13 protein-coding genes are annotated in these 16,204 nt (G+C 71.8%); 2 read left to right on the top strand and 11 right to left on the bottom strand.

Going from position 1 to position 16,204, the window contains the following annotated elements; genetic code table 11:
- Nucleotides 1–49: 49 nt before the first annotated feature.
- The 6 genes from ID554_RS24310 to ID554_RS24285 all read right to left on the bottom strand — a co-directional run bounded on the left by ID554_RS24310 (nucleotide 50) and on the right by ID554_RS24285 (nucleotide 3,230).
- Nucleotides 50–838: a hypothetical protein gene (locus ID554_RS24310; protein ID WP_117227113.1), complete on the bottom strand. Its 789-nt coding sequence runs from the start codon at nucleotides 836–838 to the stop codon at nucleotides 50–52.
- Complete coding sequence (locus ID554_RS24305) at nucleotides 831–1,031, bottom strand: hypothetical protein (protein ID WP_117227112.1); 201 nt, start codon at nucleotides 1,029–1,031, stop codon at nucleotides 831–833. The genes ID554_RS24310 and ID554_RS24305 overlap by 8 nt, the downstream gene beginning before the upstream one ends.
- A gap of 115 nt (nucleotides 1,032–1,146) precedes the next feature.
- Nucleotides 1,147–1,566 (bottom strand): hypothetical protein, encoded by a 420-nt coding sequence (locus ID554_RS24300; protein WP_147333409.1) that lies wholly within the window; start codon nucleotides 1,564–1,566, stop codon nucleotides 1,147–1,149.
- A gap of 5 nt (nucleotides 1,567–1,571) precedes the next feature.
- Nucleotides 1,572–2,018, bottom strand: a complete 447-nt coding sequence (locus tag ID554_RS24295; RefSeq protein WP_117227110.1) for a hypothetical protein — start codon at nucleotides 2,016–2,018, stop codon at nucleotides 1,572–1,574.
- A 303-nt stretch (nucleotides 2,019–2,321) separates the two neighbouring features.
- Complete coding sequence (locus tag ID554_RS24290) at nucleotides 2,322–2,585, bottom strand: DUF6244 family protein (RefSeq protein WP_117227109.1); 264 nt, start codon at nucleotides 2,583–2,585, stop codon at nucleotides 2,322–2,324.
- A 426-nt stretch (nucleotides 2,586–3,011) separates the two neighbouring features.
- Complete coding sequence (locus tag ID554_RS24285) at nucleotides 3,012–3,230, bottom strand: winged helix-turn-helix domain-containing protein (RefSeq protein WP_117227108.1); 219 nt, start codon at nucleotides 3,228–3,230, stop codon at nucleotides 3,012–3,014.
- Between the two features lie 348 nt (nucleotides 3,231–3,578).
- Here ID554_RS24285 and ID554_RS24280 point away from each other — a divergent pair, with 348 nt between their 5' ends.
- Nucleotides 3,579–3,779 carry a hypothetical protein gene (locus tag ID554_RS24280; RefSeq protein WP_117227107.1) on the top strand — a complete coding sequence of 67 codons (201 nt, stop codon included), beginning with the start codon at nucleotides 3,579–3,581 and terminating at the stop codon, nucleotides 3,777–3,779.
- Nucleotides 3,780–4,011: 232 nt separating this feature from the next.
- On the top strand, nucleotides 4,012–4,722 hold the full coding sequence (locus ID554_RS24275; RefSeq protein ID WP_147333407.1) for a hypothetical protein: 711 nt from the start codon (nucleotides 4,012–4,014) through the stop codon (nucleotides 4,720–4,722).
- 156 nt (nucleotides 4,723–4,878) lie between these two features.
- Here ID554_RS24275 and ID554_RS24270 read toward each other — a convergent pair whose 3' ends face one another.
- From ID554_RS24270 to gltB, 5 genes are all read right to left on the bottom strand, one after another.
- A complete protein-coding gene (locus ID554_RS24270) occupies nucleotides 4,879–5,814 on the bottom strand; it encodes a hypothetical protein (RefSeq protein ID WP_117227105.1) in 936 nt (311 codons plus the stop codon).
- 3 nt (nucleotides 5,815–5,817) lie between these two features.
- Entirely contained in the window at nucleotides 5,818–8,472 is a 2,655-nt protein-coding gene (locus ID554_RS24265; protein ID WP_396888565.1) for an FtsK/SpoIIIE domain-containing protein, read from the bottom strand.
- A 191-nt stretch (nucleotides 8,473–8,663) separates the two neighbouring features.
- On the bottom strand, nucleotides 8,664–9,464 hold the full coding sequence (locus ID554_RS24260; RefSeq protein ID WP_117227103.1) for an SGNH/GDSL hydrolase family protein: 801 nt from the start codon (nucleotides 9,462–9,464) through the stop codon (nucleotides 8,664–8,666).
- A 218-nt stretch (nucleotides 9,465–9,682) separates the two neighbouring features.
- On the bottom strand, nucleotides 9,683–11,191 hold the full coding sequence (locus ID554_RS24255; protein WP_117227102.1) for a glutamate synthase subunit beta: 1,509 nt from the start codon (nucleotides 11,189–11,191) through the stop codon (nucleotides 9,683–9,685).
- A complete protein-coding gene (gltB, locus tag ID554_RS24250) occupies nucleotides 11,184–15,923 on the bottom strand; it encodes a glutamate synthase large subunit (RefSeq protein WP_117227101.1) in 4,740 nt (1,579 codons plus the stop codon). Before gltB ends, ID554_RS24255 begins: the two co-directional genes overlap by 8 nt.
- Between the last annotated feature and the right edge of the window lie 281 nt (nucleotides 15,924–16,204).

The raw sequence follows: 16,204 nt of genomic DNA, 5'->3' as shown, positions 1-16,204 counted from the left end.
GCGTCAGAATATCGACGGTCCACCGCCGGCGGACAGCTCGACGCGACGGTTATCGCATATCCGACAGCCGATCACTCGTCCGCCGCCCGCCACCGGACTGCTGCTGCCGACCGACGCCGCGCTCCTGGTCTCCGGAACGGGGACGCGGCGTGATCAGTCGCGTGATCTTCGCCAGCAGGCGCTGGTCGTCCGGCGGGACCACCCGGTATCCCAACCGCTGCAACTCGGCCTGGGCGGTGCCAGTGTTCCGCCGGACGACCGCCGCGATCTGCTTGCGCCGATACTCGTCTCGGGTCCTCCCGATAGCCTGTTCCCAGCCCGCTTTCGGCCGCACCAGACCCTCGTCGATCAGGCATTCGAGGAGGTCTTCCAGCGAGGGCCGAAACCTCCGGCCGCCGACCGGAAGATGAATCTTGCTGAGGCCGCCCGGCCCCTTACGGCCGGTCTCCTGCAGGAACGCCTCGAAGGTCGGATGACTCGCGCACACCTGGAGGTGAGCCTCGGTGTACTGCTCCTTGTCCCGCTCGAAGTCGTAGTGGAGCAGCGGCTCCATGGAATCGCCGAACTTGAGTCCGCAATAGGACGCCTCGACGGCCAGGAACTCGCCCTCGTCACCGTCCATCGTGAGGCGACACTGCACATCCAGCCAGATTCTCGTACGCGCGTGGGAGCGGAGCGGAACAGGCTCCGACATCAACCCGCCGAGCCGGGTGCCCACCAGGGCCCGGTCGGCGGTGATGTCGACGGTGACCTGCGCGTGGTCGCACACCGTCTGGTTGAGCAGAGCTTGCAACGTGTCCGCGAACTCGCGGGCCTTACGGCCCAGCGAGCTACGCACGTGTGGTGCCAATGGACATCCACAACTTCTTGGCTTCGATCGACGAGAAGTCCCGTCGCTTCGCCATCTCGGCGAGCTCACGATACGTCAGGTGAAGCCGGCCGAGCGCCTGTTCGACAGCCTCACGCCATTGATCGTCATTCATCTCGACGACTGTTGCGGTGTCGCCACTCTGATCGGGCAGGCTGCTCACCGAAACCTCCGTGGACAGGCGATGCATCGATACGCTTCCTACCCGGGATGCTAGCCGCCACAGTGATCGACTTCTACCGAACGCTACATGTCAGACACAGCTAGCTTCGGTACGCTCAGCGCACCTCCGTCACCGGCCGGACGGCCTGCGCGATCGGAACGGTCGTCGCGCCGAACTCCGGCGACGTCAGCACCCATCCCGCGACACCCGGCTCGACCAGCCAGAACGCCTCCGCCTCACCGGCCAGACCGGGACCGTCATCATGCGGGAACTCCGCCAGTTGCCACTGCGTGGGGTCACGCTCCTGGTATGCGGCAAGGAACTCGCGCAGAGCCTCACGATCGACCAGGCGCTCCCCGCGCAGAACATGAACACGTAGGTCGACCTGGTGCCCGTCGGGCGTCTGCCGCTCCCAGAAGCGGCTGGCGAAGGCCACGTCCTCCCACTCGCTGGCAAAGTCCGAGACCTCCCCGCCCATACCGTCCGGCACGAACCCGACGCGGAACCCATCCAGCTCGCCCCCACCCCGCGACACGCCCATCACCCCGCCGCCTCGATCGCCGCCTCCACCTTGTCCAAATAGTTGAACCACCACTCGCCGTCAGGCTGGCATCGGCTCGACAGCAGACTCCCCGTGACGGCGAACGCCAGCACGACGGCCGTGGTCGGACTCAGCACCTCGGCCAATGGCCTTCCGACCAACACTGCCCTCAGGTATCCCTCGACCTCATCGACAGAGACCGGAAGCCAGCTTTCGGCATCGGTGACAGTCTCAGCGAGGTCGCGGACCTCGTCGTCAGTCGGTAGCCCGCCATAGGCGTCGAGAACGACAAAGTGGGTGACGGCAACGAGGAGTTCGAGAGCCTGCCGCCGACTCCGGTCATCGGGGTAGGACGCGACGGAGTCCGTGAAGTCCCCTAACTGCTGCTTGACGACATGATGCAGGGTCGTACGAACTCGGTTCTCGACCTCGTCATCGATCTTCATCGCGTCCCCTCCGTTCGTCCGGCTTGTTCCGCCACGCTTTGATCGCGCTCCACGCACCGACGCCTGCCAGGAGGACCCCACCGATCGTCTTCGGGACGGTCGGCAGAAACTCCACAAAGCTCGCCCAGATGACGGCGGCACCGGACCCGCCCAAGGCGATGGCCTCCGAACTGAATCGCTCTCGGCGGGTTGGCGGTGGAGCCGACCGCCGGTTCACCGCCCTGCCGCCGCCCTTGAACGGCCGTCTGAACACTGAGGTACCTGCTGTGGATGGCTGGCTGGTTGCGCTGCCACCACCCGTGGTCAGTTTCCCAAGGCACGAACCTTCGTGATCGTCTCCTGGACCTGCTGCCTGGCCGGCTCCCCTCCCTGAGCAGCCTGACCAAGCGCCTGCCGATACGCGTCGATCACGCCGATCAACGGACCAGCAGCCACACCCTGCAACGCACCCGCGACAAGCTGACGCGCCTCAGCCGCATCCTGAGCAGCAGCAGCCGTCTTCGCCTTCGCCTCATCAAGCTTCTGCACCGCAGCCGCCAACCTGGCGATCATCTCCGCAGCACTCACACGTCCTCCCCCGCCTCACCCGGCACACGGTCCCGCACTCCCGCACGAGCGACGACCACACAGGAGAGTACGAGACCCGCACACGCACCGCGACCACCCGCACACCGAATCCGAGCGTGAGCGACCATCCGACGTTGGTGGGGGCAGCCACGGACACGGCAAGGTCGGTCTTGAGTGCTGCAGGTCAGCGCTCCGCGACAAAGAGTCGAGGCCGGTCACACTCACCGCACAGAGCAACCGGTCGGTCGATTCCCTCTGGCCGACCGGGCGTCCCGTAAGCCGCCCGCACGCGGCCCGACGACCCAACAGCGCACCTGCCCTTCGCGAGCATCGACGGACGGGAGACCACGGCATGCGCCACGAACCCGACAAACCGCCTGACCCATGACCGGGCCAGCTACGTCCAACGAACTTACCGGGAGACGGTCACCGCTCCGCAACGAATACGCCGACTCCGGGAACGCCAACGACAAGCCCTTCGGCTTTCAGCGTCAGCATCGCGTTACGCACGACGATCGCCGACACGCCGTGGATCTGGCACAACTGCGCGGTGGACGGCAGCTTGTCGCCTGGCGATAGTTCACCCTTGGCGACCTGTTGGCGGATGTGCTCGGCGAGTTCAACCCACTTCGGGCTCGGTGACATAGCAGTACTCCCTGGTCAGCACCTCCATTCGATCACTGACCACCTTGCGATAGCAAGCAATCCTTGACAGCGATAGCTTGCTATCGTAGGCTCGAATCGATCCGATGCCCTGGTCAGCACCCATGAGGCCCGGTCGCACCCACCGCACAGAGCGCCCGGCCGGCCGATTCCCCCCGGCCGACCGGGCGTGCCGCGAGCCGCCGCACGCGGCCAGACGACCCACCCACCGCACCTGCCCATCGCGAGCACCGACGGACGGGAGACCACGACATGCGCCACGAACCCGACGACCCACGCCACGACGGCCCTTCGACCTCACAGCCCCAGCCGCGACCTCAACCGCAGCCGGTGCAGCAGCACTGCTGCGCCCATCCGCGCGAGACACCGCTCGCCTCGGCGGAGGACGTCGCGGATGCCGACGACATCCTGATCGCCCACGCGCCCCGCGCGGTGTCGCGCCTGCGGTGTGGGTGCGGCGACGACTACCCCTGCGCGGAGGTGCGCTTCGCGACGCTGGTCAAGGCTGCCACGGTACGGGCGTCCCGATGAGTGTGCCCGAGCCGCACCACCGTTGCTGCGTACCCGGCAGGTGCTGCGTACACGGCTTCAGACACGGTGTGCCACTTGCGTCCACTGAAGACCTGAGGCTGGCCGATGAGGAGCTGGAGTTCCATCGTCCTCTCGGGTCACTTCGGCAGGTCTGCGAGTGCGGGCTGGGGTACCCCTGCGATCATGCGCGTTTCGCTCGGCTGGTCAGGGCTGCCGTCGTACGGGCAGAATCATGAATGTCGGCGGGTCGGCATTGCCGGGCCACGAGGGCGCGCGCGACGAGCTGCGCACTGCCTGGCTGGCGACCATCGCGGCGGCCGACCGGGCCGGGGCCGCATTGCACGGTGCCGGGCCGCCGGGGCGGCGGTTGCCCTGGCAGGACGCGGTGACCGAGTGCTGGCGGGCGTTGGCGCTGGTGCACGCCGGCATCGGCGAGGCACGGGCCAGCTCCGGCGTGGCCGCCGACCTGCTTGCCGGACTGCGCAGCGCGCGGGCGGACGCGGACCGGGCCGCTGCCCTGGCCGCCCGTACCCGCTGGTGGCTCGCCGCCTCCGACGACTCGCTGCGCCGCCGGGCCGGACGGAGCGGCACCCGGCAGCCGGTCGGAGCGGCGCTCCGCTTCGCGGCGGCGGCACGGCGGCTCGACCTGGTCGCCACCCGGCTGGCGGTCGGCGCGAGCGATCGACAGATGGGCGGCCGGGCTCGACGGCCGGGCCGAACCGACCCCCGTCTCACCGTTCACCCCGGACGCCGCCGCCGACCTCACCGCCCGGGGTGCCGCGACCGCGTTACGGGCCATCCGTGGCGGCACGCCGCGCACCGGGCCCAGAGTCGGACCGGGATGACGACGTTCGCCCTGCGCAGCCTGCTCGACGGGCGGCTGGGCAGCCACGAGCGGCGGTGCCGAGGCGGTGGCGGAGGCCGCCGCCCGGGCCATCAGTGAGCAGAAACCACCCGAATCAGCACTGGATGCGGAGAATCAGCAGATAGCCGCCGTCGGTGAGCACCAGGAGCACCACGGCGACGCCTCCGAGCCGGACGGCGATCGCACCCGGGGCAGGGCGGCGCGCAAGCAACAGGCGGGTCAGGCAGACCGGGATCAGCGCAGGGTGCGGAAGATCAGCAGGTAGCCGCAGTAGGCGAGCGGGACGGACAGGAAGCAGAGCAGAAAGCCCAGCAGTGGGTAGCGCGGTGGGGTGGCGGCACCGGCGGCGGGCCGACCCCAGCGGCCGAGCACCAGCCAGCCGCCGATCAGGGCCACGGCGGGCAGACCAGCACACATCCAGGCGATCAGCGTGCCGAAGCTGACCGCGCCCACACCGGAGGCGAGCACCATGACCAGCATCAACACCACGGCGACGCCGGAGAAGCCGAGGTAGACGGCGACCGCTCGGGCCATCGGCGACCACGTCGGCAGCAGCGCCGGCCGCTGGGCGACGAATTCGGTCTGCTGGGCGTACCGGTCGGCCTCGTCGGCCCAGCGCCGGGCGAGCTCCAGCTCCGTCGCCGGATCGACCTCACCGGCCCGCTGGGCCGGTGCCCCGGCCGCCGTCGTACCGACCACCACCGGCAGGGCCCGGCCCTCCTCCCCCACACCAGAATGGAAGTACGCCCCGACACCCGGCCGCCTCGGCGCGGTGGCTGCGCCACCGACCGACGACGGTTCGGAGACCGGCTGATGACCGGCGATGGATGGTGGCTCCGCAGGCCCGGGCACCCGTGAGATCGGGGCGGTGCCCGGTGGCACCGGCGGGACGCCCGGTGGTGCGGAGAGCGGCGCGGCACCGGGCGGCATCGGCTGGCCGGAGACCGGCCGGACGCCCGGGGGCGGGACGGCGACGCCCGGGTCCAGGCCGATGGCGCGGCCGAGGTCGTCGAGGCGCTGGCCCTGGGCGTTCAGCCGCTGGTCCAGGTACTGTACGGCGGCTTCGAGGTGACGCCGTCGTTCGGCCTCGTCGGCGACACCCTGCTCGCCCGCGCGCTGCTGCGCACAGAGGTGACGGGCCAGCGCGGCGTACTCGTCGAAGGTGGACACGCCTCACTCCTGCCCGTCGGTGTCGTACCCGTCGCGGGCGAACGGCACGATCAGCCGGACCCGCTGGTCGTGCCGGTCCACCAGCAGCGCGCGGCCGGCTCGGGGTGTGTACGCCAGGTCGTGCACGCCGAGGTGCAGGCCGAGGTCCGCGCCGGGCACGTTCAACGCGACCAGGCAGGCGACATCGTCGCGGTTCTGGGTGCCGCCGAGGTCGTCGGCGAGCCGACGCAGGCCCCGCCACCAGCCCAACAGGTGCACGCCGTGGCCGGGGCCCTGACGCAACAGGGTCCGCAGGTCGTCGTGACCGGAGCGGAAGGTCACCGGGTCGCTCTGGGCGAGCCGCCCGGCGGCGGCGTCCATCCCGAACACCACCAGATAGGTACGTGCCGCAGCGGCCGCTCCGTCGGACGACGCGGCGTGCGGCGCGCCGTTCCCGGGCGTACCGCTTCCGAGCGTGTCAGCGCCAAGCGTGCCAGGATCGGACATGCCGGTCACGGGCGGGGATGCGGCGAGGGTGGCGATCTGGGCGCGCAACGCGGCGGTGTCCAGCCGCTGGACCTGGTGCCCGGCAGCGGTCAGCGCGGCGGCGGTGTCGTCGGCGGCCGAGTCGGCGGCGGCGACCAGCGGAGCCAGCAGGAACGTCGCCTCGCCGGGGGTATGCTGCCGGGCGAGGCTCAGGGTCGCGGCGCGCAGCACCTCCGCACCGGCGGGCGAGGTGCCCACGACGGCCAGGTGCCGGCCGGGGGCGGTGTCCGTGATGAACATGGCGGTGGTGCCGTCCACGTCGACCGTCCGGCCGACCAGGGCCAGGGGACGCCGACCGCCGGGACGCAGGCCGGCGAAGGTGGTGTCGGCCTCGACGCGGGCGGTGTCGTACCCCCGGAAGACCGACGGCGGGTGCGCGCCGGGCGGACGGGCCTGCCACAGCTCGTGCCGCAGCCGGGTCAGCGTGCCACCGGCGGCGTGCGCGTCGGGGAAGCGGATCACGGTGTTCGCCCCGAGGGCGCCGGCGGCGGTGTTGACCACGGCGGAGCCGACCGGCAGGGTCGCCGCCGCGTCGTTGAGCGGGTCGAGCACTCCCCCGCCGCCGGCCAGCGCCACCCGCAGCGCGAACTGGCCGAAGACCGCCTCGGCCCGGCCGTAGAGGGCCTCGATCCCCGTCGTGCTCTGGCTGGCGAGCACCAGGTGCACGCCGTACGAGCGGCCCTTGCGGGCCAACTCCTCCAGCAGGTTCACCGATTCGCGGGCGATCGGGTCGTTGCCAGCCAGCAGCACCTGGAACTCGTCGATCACGGTGACGATCCGGGGTACCGGGGTGTCGGCGGGCAGGTCGGCGAGCTTGGTGACGCCGTGGCGCTTGAGTGCGGTGGCCCGCCGTTGCAGTTCGCGGCGCAGTTCGCGGAGCACGGCCACGCCGTACTCGCGGTCGCTCTCGATGCCGACCGCGCGGGCGTGCGGCAGCCACGACGGGTCACGGCTGGTGGGGACGAACTCGGTGAAGCTCACCCCCTCCTTGAAGTCGAGCAGGTAGAGCTGCAACTCGGCCGGCGAGTAGCGGGCGGCCAGGCCGTAGAGCACGTCGAGCAGGAAGACCGTCTTGCCAGCACCGGTACGCCCGGCGACCAGCCAGTGCGGGGTAGCGTCGTCGAAGGCCATGCCGAACGGGTCGCGTCCGGCGCGGCCCACCACCGTACGCAGACCGACGCGCGCCGAGGCGGCCCAGCGCTGCCCGGGCAGCAGGTCGGCGAAGCTGACCGAAGCGCCGCGTCGGGCGGCGTCGCCCAGGTGGGTGGCGAGGGCGACGACCGAGGCCGGCGGCGGGTCACCGTCAAGACGCACCGGCACGGCCAGACCACTGCCGTCGGTGCTGAACGGCGCTCCGGGCGGGTCGCCGACGCGAGCCAGGCCGCCGATGTCCCCGGATGACGGCACGCCTGGCACGCCACCGGCACGAGCCGGGTCGCCGGAGAGCCGGACCACAGTGGCCGAGCCCAGGTGCGGCGTGGACTCCCCGGGCCCGCCCTGCTGCCAGCCGCCCAGCAGGACGCAGACTGCGGCGGCGGAGCCGGCGTGGGTGAGCGCGGCGAGCCGGGCCGCCTCGCGGGGTGACGGGACGGACGCGGCGACCACCAGCAGGAGTTCCTGGTCGGGACGGTCGGTGCGGCGGGCGTCCCGGGCGTGCTGTTCGGCGGCGTCGAGCAGGGCGGTGACGTCCGCGTCGGTGGTGGCCGGTGGGTCGATCACCCCGGCGTCGACGAGTGGCCGCAGTGGGCCGAAGGTGGCACCGAGAGCGGCGCTGTCCAGCCCGGCGACCCGGACGCCACCGGGCGCGGCGGTGGCCAGTATCCGCAGCACGAGTGCCCGCAGCAGGGCGGCCACGGCCGGGTCGCGGGCGTCGGTGTCGACCGCCAGGTGGTGCCCGGCACCGAGCGGCAGCAGCACCGGGAATCCGCCACCGGCGACGATCGCTTCGCCGACGCGTACCGGCACGGGCTGGCGCACCAGTGGGGTGCCGGGCGTCGGGGTGGCCAACGCGGTGCCGACCCGGGCCAGTCGGGCCACCAGGTCGGCGTCGGCGGACGGGGTGACCGGGACGGCGCCGCGCAGCGCGTCACGGGCGGAGTCGAGGTGGGCCCGGGCGGCCCGGTGGGCGGCCATCGCCTGCCCGTACGCCGACGCGAGCCTGCCCAACGTGTGCCCCTCCGCCGACGGCCGCCTGGTCCGCTGAAACCCTATCGGACAGCGGCGATCCGGGCACGGTCCCGTCACGCCCCGGCGTGTGGTGAAAGGAAGGGTCCCCTGCTAACGCCTCGTGCATAGCAGGGGACCCTTCCTAACATCGCGAGCGGTCAGCCGGTGACCGCGTTGAGCGCGGGCAGGTAGCCGTGCCGGTAGCCGCTGGCGTTGGGGTGGTACGCCTCGATGACGCCGGTGACGTCGCGGATCCACGGCTGGGCGCCGCAGACGCCGTGCCCGGCGAAGGTGGGCCGGGTGTCGGCGAAGGTGGCACCGGCCGCAGCGGCCCGGTCGGCGGTCACCTCGGCGAGGACGTCGGCCGCCTCGTTGAGGATGGTGCGCTTGTAGGTGCTCATCGCCAGCAGCCCGCAGGACCGGGTCTCGAACAGACGCGGGTAGCCGAGCACGATCAGCCGCGCGTTCGGGGCATGCTCACGGATGGCCGCGTAGGTGCGGTCCAGCCGGGCCGGCAGGGTGCCGGTGGCGAACGCCTTGGCCTCGTTGACCGCGCTGGTGCAGGTGGACGTGCTGCCGAAGCGGCAACTGGTCATCACGTCGGCGAATCCGGCGTCGTTTCCGCCGACGGTGATGGTGACCATCGTGGTGGTGGCGCTGAGCGCGCCGAGTTGGTTGGCGAGCACGTCGGCGGTGACCGCGCCGCCGCAGGCCGGGAAGCGGAAGCTGGCCACCGCGTTGGCGGCGGCCCACAGTGGCGCGTACGACTTCTGGCTGCGTAGGCAGGTGGACAGGTCGTACGGGCCGGCGCCGACACCGGAGGAGTACGAGTCGCCGAGCGCGACGTAGTGCACGGGTGCGGCGGCCTGGGCGGTGCCGGGGACGGCCAGTGCGCCGAGGGTGGCGGTGGCGAGGGCGACCAGCGTGGCGAGGGCACGGGCCAGCGGACGGTGGGACATGGCGGACCTCCACAGAGGGCGGTGGTGGAGCCCATGGACCGCGCGCGTGGCCAGGGGTTGTTACTAGCCGGTAATGCTATCGAAACATGCCGATGAAGTGAATAGCCGTTGCTGCGCGGACGCAGCACGCCCGGCCGAGGCACGGCCGGGCGTGTGTGGTGCGCGGTTGTTAGGAGGGGTCCCCTGCTATGCACGAGGCGTTAGCAGGGGACCCTTCCTTACACAGCGAGGGGTTGGGCGGCGGCGTGTACGGGGGCCGGGAGGGTGCCGACGCCACCGAGGTACCCGTGGATCGCGGCGGCGGCGGCCCGGCCCTCGGCGATGGCCCAGACGATCAGCGACGCGCCCCGGTGCATGTCACCGGCGACGAAGACACCGTCGGCCTCGGTCTGCCAGTCGGCCCGCGAGTCGATCGCGCCCCGGGCGTTGCGGGTCACCCCGAACTGGGTCAGCAGCGGCTGCTCCTCGGTGCCCTCGAACCCGATGGCCAGCAACACCAGGTCGGCGGGCAGCTCCCGTTCGGTCCCCGGGACAGGGGTCAGGATGCGCCGCCCGTCCCGCTTCTCGACGGTCACCTCGGCGATCCGCACCGCGCGCACCGCCCCGGTGCCGTCGTCGACGAACTCCTGCACCGCGACCGCGAAGACGCGCTCGCCGCCCTCCTCGTGCGCCGCGTACTCGCGCAGGATCCACGGCCAGGTCGGCCACGGGTCGCGCTCCTCGTCGCGGGCCTGCGGCGGGCGCGGGTACAGGTCGAGCTGGTGGACTCCGGCCGCGCCCTGCCGGTGCGCCACACCGAGGCAGTCGGCCGCGGTGTCGCCGCCGCCGATGATGACCACGTGTTTGTCGGCCGCGTCGATGGGCGTACCGTCCGGCAGGGTGGCCAGCACGGGACGGCCCGCGCCGGCTGCGGCGACCACCCGGTTGGCGGCGACCAGGTGCGCCATCGCCTGGTGTACGCCGCGCAGGTGCCGGCCCGGGGTGTCGGTGTCCCGGCCCTGCAACGCCCCGCAGGCCAGCAGCACCGCGTCGTGCTGGGCGCGGAGCTGCGCGGCGGTGACGTCGACCCCCACGTTCACTCCGGTGCGGAACACCACGCCCTCGGCGGTGAGCTGCGCCAGCCGCGCGTCGACGTGTCGCTTCTCCAGCTTGAAGTCGGGGATGCCGTACCGCAGCAGGCCGCCCGGGGTGTCGTCACGCTCGTACACGGTGACGGCGTGCCCGGCGCGGGCCAGTTGCTGCGCGGCGGCGAGCCCGGCCGGGCCGGAACCGACCACGGCCACCGACCGCCCGGACGGGGTCGCGCTCGGGCTCGGGGTCAGGCCCCGGGCCGTCGCGGCGTCGGCGATCTCCACCTCGACCTGCTTGATGGTCACCGGGTCGCCCCCGGCGATGCCGAGCACGCAGGCCGCCTCGCAGGGTGCCGGGCAGAGCCGGCCGGTGAACTCGGGAAAGTTGTTGGTGGCGTGCAGCGACTCCACCGCCGCGTCCCAGTTGCCGGTGCGGACCAGGTCGTTCCAGTCCGGGATGCGGTTGCCCAGCGGGCAGCCGGCGGTGTCGCTGTGGCAGAACGGGATGCCGCAGTCCATGCATCGGGTGGCCTGCTCGCGGATCAGCTCCTCGCCGGCGGGCGGATAGACCTCCCGCCAGTCACTGATCCGCACCGGCACCGGCCGGCGCGCCGGCACCCGACGGGGGTAGCGCAGGAAACCGTTCGGGTCAGGCACGAGCCACCTCCTGGGCGACCGCCCGCGGCGCGGACGGAACCGGCATCGACGCGTCGACGGGCGCCGCCTGCGGCGGCTGCGCGGCCGGTGCGAGCGCACTCATCACCGCGTCGTCGACGTTCTGGCCGGCGGCTTCGGCGGCCCGCATGATCTCCATCACCCGGCGGTAGTCCCGGGGTACCACGGCGGTGAACTCCTCCACCGCCTCCGGCCAGCGCTTGAGCAGCGCCTCGGCGACCGCCGAGTCGGTCTCCGCGAAGTGCCGCTGCACCAGCTCGTGCAGCCGGACCCGCTCCTGCTCACCGAGGGCGGCGAGGTCGACCAGCTCGGTGTTGACCCGCCGCCGGTCGAGGTTCCAGACGAACGCGGTACCGCCGGACATGCCGGCCGCGAAGTTGCGCCCGGTCGGACCGAGCACCACGATCGTGCCACCGGTCATGTACTCGCAGCCGTGGTCGCCGACGCCCTCCACGACGGCCACCGCGCCGGAGTTGCGTACCGCGAACCGCTCCCCCACCCGGCCGCGCAGGAACACCTCGCCCTCGGTGGCGCCGTACAGGATGGTGTTGCCGGCGATGATCTGGTCCTCGGCGCGGTGGCCGGGCTCGGCCCCGGTGCCGACGAACGGTGCCGACGCGTCCGGCCGGACGACCAGCCGCCCGCCGGAGAGCCCCTTGCCGACGTAGTCGTTGGCGTCACCGTGCAGCCGCATGGTGACCCCGCGCGGCAGGAAGGCGCCGAACGACTGACCCGCCGTGCCGCGCAGGGTGAACTCGACGGTGTCGGCGGGCAGCCCGGCACCGCCGTACCGGCGGGTCACCTCGCCGCCGAGCATCGCGCCGACGCTGCGGTGCTCGTTGCGGATCGCCACCTCGGCCCGCACCGACCCGACCGGCGTCCCCTCGCCGGCCGCCGACGCGGCCAGCACCGGGGCGGCCAGCGCGATCAGCTCGTTGTCCAGCGCCAGCTCCAGACCGTGGTCCTGGGCCCGGGTCCCCCGCCGGGCCGCGCCCTCCGGCAGCTCCGGCAGGTGCAGTACCCGGCCGAGGTCGAGCCCGCCGGCCTTCCAGTGCGCGATAGCGGGGGCGACGTCGAGCAGTTCTGTCCGGCCGATCGCCTCGTCGATGCTGCGCAGACCCAGTTCGGCCAGGTAGCCACGGATCTCCTCGGCGAGAAAGAGGAAGAAGTTCTCCACGAACTCCGGCTTGCCGGTGAACCGCTCGCGCAGCACCGGGTTCTGGGTGGCGATGCCGACCGGGCAGGTGTCGAGGTGACACACGCGCATCATCACGCAGCCGGAGACGATCAGCGGGGCGGTGGCGAAACCGAACTCCTCGGCGCCGAGCAGCGCCGCGACCACCACGTCCCGGCCGGTCTTGAGCTGGCCGTCGACCTGCACGGTGACCCGGTCGCGCAGCTTGTTGAGCAGCAGCGTCTGCTGCGCCTCGGCCAGGCCCAGCTCCCACGGCGTGCCGGCGTGCTTGAGCGAGTTCAGCGGGGACGCGCCGGTGCCGCCGTCGTGACCGGAGATCAGGATGACGTCGGCCTTGAGCTTGGCCACCCCGGCGGCCACCGTGCCGACACCCACCTCGCTGACCAGCTTGACGTGCACCCGGGAGGCCGGGTTGACGCACTTGAGGTCGTGTACGAGCTGGGCGAGGTCCTCGATCGAGTAGATGTCGTGGTGCGGCGGCGGCGAGATCAGTCCGACACCGGGGGTGGCGTGCCGGGTACGGGCGATCCACGGCCACACCTTGTTGCCGGGGAGCTGACCGCCCTCGCCGGGCTTGGCGCCCTGCGCCATCTTGATCTGGAGGTCGTCGGCGTTGACCAGGTATTCGCTGGTCACACCGAAGCGGCCACTGGCGATCTGCTTGACCGACGAGCGGCGGGCCGGGTCGTAGAGGCGCTCGACGTCCTCGCCGCCCTCGCCGGTGTTGGACTTGCCGCCGAGCCGGTTCATCGCGATCGCCAGCGTCTCGTGCGACTCCGCCGAGATCGACCCGTACGACATGGCGCCGGTGGCGAACCGCTTGACGATCTCAGTGGCCGGCTCGACCTCCTCGATCGGCACCGTCGGCCGGTCACCGGTCCGCAGCCGGAACAGCCCGCGCAGCGACCCGGCCTTCGCAACCAGTTCGTCGACCTTCGCGGTGTACGCGCGGAACACGTCGTACTGGCGGGTGCGGGTGGCGTGCTGGAGCAGGAAGACCGTCTCCGGGTTGAACAGGTGCAGTTCGCCCTCGCGGCGCCACTGGTACTCACCGCCCACCGGCAGCCGGCCGCTGGCCTCGGCGCCCGGCGACGGCCAGGCCAGCGCGTGCCGGGCGGCCACCTCGGCGTGGATGCCGTCCAGCCCGACGCCGCTGATCGTGCTCGGCGTGCCCCGGAAGTACCGCTGGACCAGGCGGGTCTCCAGGCCGACCGCCTCGAAGACCTGCGCCCCGCAGTACGACGACACGGTGGAGATGCCCATCTTGGACATGATCTTGAGGACGCCCTTGCCGAGCGCCTTGACGTAGTTGCGGATCGCGGTACGCGGCTCGACACCGACCAGCGCGGCGGTGGAGATCATGTCCTCCACCGACTCGAAGGCGAGGTACGGGTTGACCGCCGCCGCGCCGTAGCCGATCAGCACCGCCGCGTGGTGCACCTCGCGGCAGTCCCCGGACTCCACGATCAGCGCCACCTGGGTCCGCGTCTGCTCCCGGACCAGGTGCTGGTGCACCGCCGCGGTGAGCAGCAGCGACGGGATCGGCGCGAGGTCGGCGTTGGAGTCCCGGTCGGAGAGCACCAGGATCCGTACGCCGTCCTCGATGGCCTCGGAGACGTGCCGGCAGATCTCGGTCAGCCGGGCCTTGATGCCGGCCCCGCCATCCCGGACCCGATAGAGCCCGGAGACCCGGACCGCCTTGAAGCCGGGCAGGTCGCCGTCCTCGTCGATGGAGAGGATCTTGGCCAGCTCGTCGTTGTCGATCATCGGGTAGGGCAGCACGATCTGCCGGCAGCTCGCCGGGCCCGGGTCGAGCAGGTTGCCCTCCGGCCCGATGGTCGTCGCCAGGCTGGTCACCAACTCCTCCCGGATGGCGTCCAGCGGCGGGTTGGTGACCTGCGCGAAAAGCTGGTGGAAGTAGTCGTAGAGCAGCCGTGGCCGGGTGGACAGCGCGGCGATCGGGGTGTCCGTGCCCATCGAGCCGATCGGCTCCGCGCCGGTGCGGGCCATCGGGGCGAGCAGGATCTTCAGCTCCTCCTCGGTGTAACCGAAGGTCTGCTGGCGACGGCGTACCGAGTCGTGGGTGTAGACCTCGTGCTCTCGGTGCGGCAGGTCGTCCATCTCGATCAACCCGGCGTGCAGCCAGTCCGCGTACGGCTGGGCGGCGGCCAGCTCGGTCTTGATCTCGTCGTCGTGCACGATCCGACCTGCGGTGGTGTCGACCAGGAACATCTTGCCGGGCTGGAGCCGCCCCTTGGCGACCACGCGAGCCGGGTCGAGGTCGAGCACGCCCGCCTCGCTGCCCAGCACCACGAGCCCGTCGGCGGTCTGCCACCAGCGGCCCGGACGCAGCCCGTTGCGGTCGAGCACCGCGCCGACGATCTCGCCGTCGGTGAAGGCGACCGAGGCCGGGCCGTCCCACGGCTCCATCAGGCTGGCGTGGAACCGGTAGAAGGCACGCTTGTCGGCGGCCATGTCCGGGTCGTTCTCCCACGCCTCCGGGATCATCATCAGCACCGCGTGCGGCAGGCTGCGCCCGGCCAGGTGCAGCAACTCCAGGACCTCGTCGAAGTTGGCCGAGTCGGAAGCCGCCGGGGTACAGACCGGGAAGACCCGGCGGATGTTGCCGGACAGCTCCGGGGTCCGCAGCAGCGCCTCGCGGGCCTGCATCCAGTTCCGGTTGCCGCGGATCGTGTTGATCTCGCCGTTGTGCGCGATGAACCGGTACGGGTGCGCCAGCGGCCAGGACGGGAACGTGTTCGTGGAGAAGCGCGAGTGAACCAGGGCGATGGCGCTGTCCACCCGCTCGTCGGTGAGGTCCGGGTAGAACGCGGGCAACTGGTCCGGGGTGAGCATCCCCTTGTAGACCATGGTCCGCCCGGACAGCGACGGGAAGTACGCCGGCACACCGCGCTCGGCCGACTCACGCTCGGCCTGCTTGCGGACGCAGAACGCGACCCGCTCCAACTCGAGGCCGTTCAGCGGGGAGCCGGCCGGACCGGCGGGGGTGTCGGTCAGCCGGTGCGCGGCGAGGAAGAGCTGCCGTACCCGGGGCATCGCCGCCAGGGCCGTCTCGCCGAGGTCCGACGCGTCGACCGGGACCTCCCGCCAGCCCAGCAGCTCGGCGCCCTCCACCAGGGCGTACTTCTCGACCACCTGCCGGGCGCGCGCCTCGGCGGCGTCGTCGGCGGGGACGAAGACCAGGCCGGTGGCGTACTCGCCGGCCGGAGGGAGCGGGAAGTCGACCACCGCGCGCAGGAACGCGTCCGGCACCTGGATCATGATGCCCGCGCCGTCACCGGTGTTCGGTTCGGCGCCCCGGGCACCTCGGTGGTCCAGCCGGCACAGGGCGCCGAGACCGCTGGCGACCACCGTGTGCGAACGTCGGCCGTGCAGGTCCGCCACGAAGGCCACCCCGCACGCGTCGTGCTCGTGGGAGGCGTCGTACAGGCCGGCAGGGGGCGCTACCTGGCCGTCGCGCGGCGCCGGCTGGGGGTGGTGTGGGTACGCAAAGGCCACCCGGGCCTCCTGTCGTCACTCAGGCGTGGATCATGGTCGGGACGACGTCGGCCCTTATCGGACTATTGAGTCTACGTTAGGGCGCGGTACGCAAGGCCAGTGCAGATTGATCACACCGTCCAGACTCTGGGACGGGTAGTCTCGCGCGGTGGATACACGGCACGCCGACCTGCTCGATCGGCTGGAGCAGCTCTACGACAAGGCGCCCCGCGACGCGGCCCGCGCGGAAGAACACGGTGGCTGCGTGCTGTTCGTCCGCGAAGGTCCGGGATGGCCGTTCT

It is taken from the genome of Micromonospora craniellae (genome assembly GCF_014764405.1).
In the GTDB taxonomy this organism is placed as follows: domain Bacteria; phylum Actinomycetota; class Actinomycetes; order Mycobacteriales; family Micromonosporaceae; genus Micromonospora; species Micromonospora craniellae.
The sequence above is the reverse complement of the archived record's forward strand: the minus strand, read 5'-3'. Positions and strand labels throughout refer to the sequence as shown.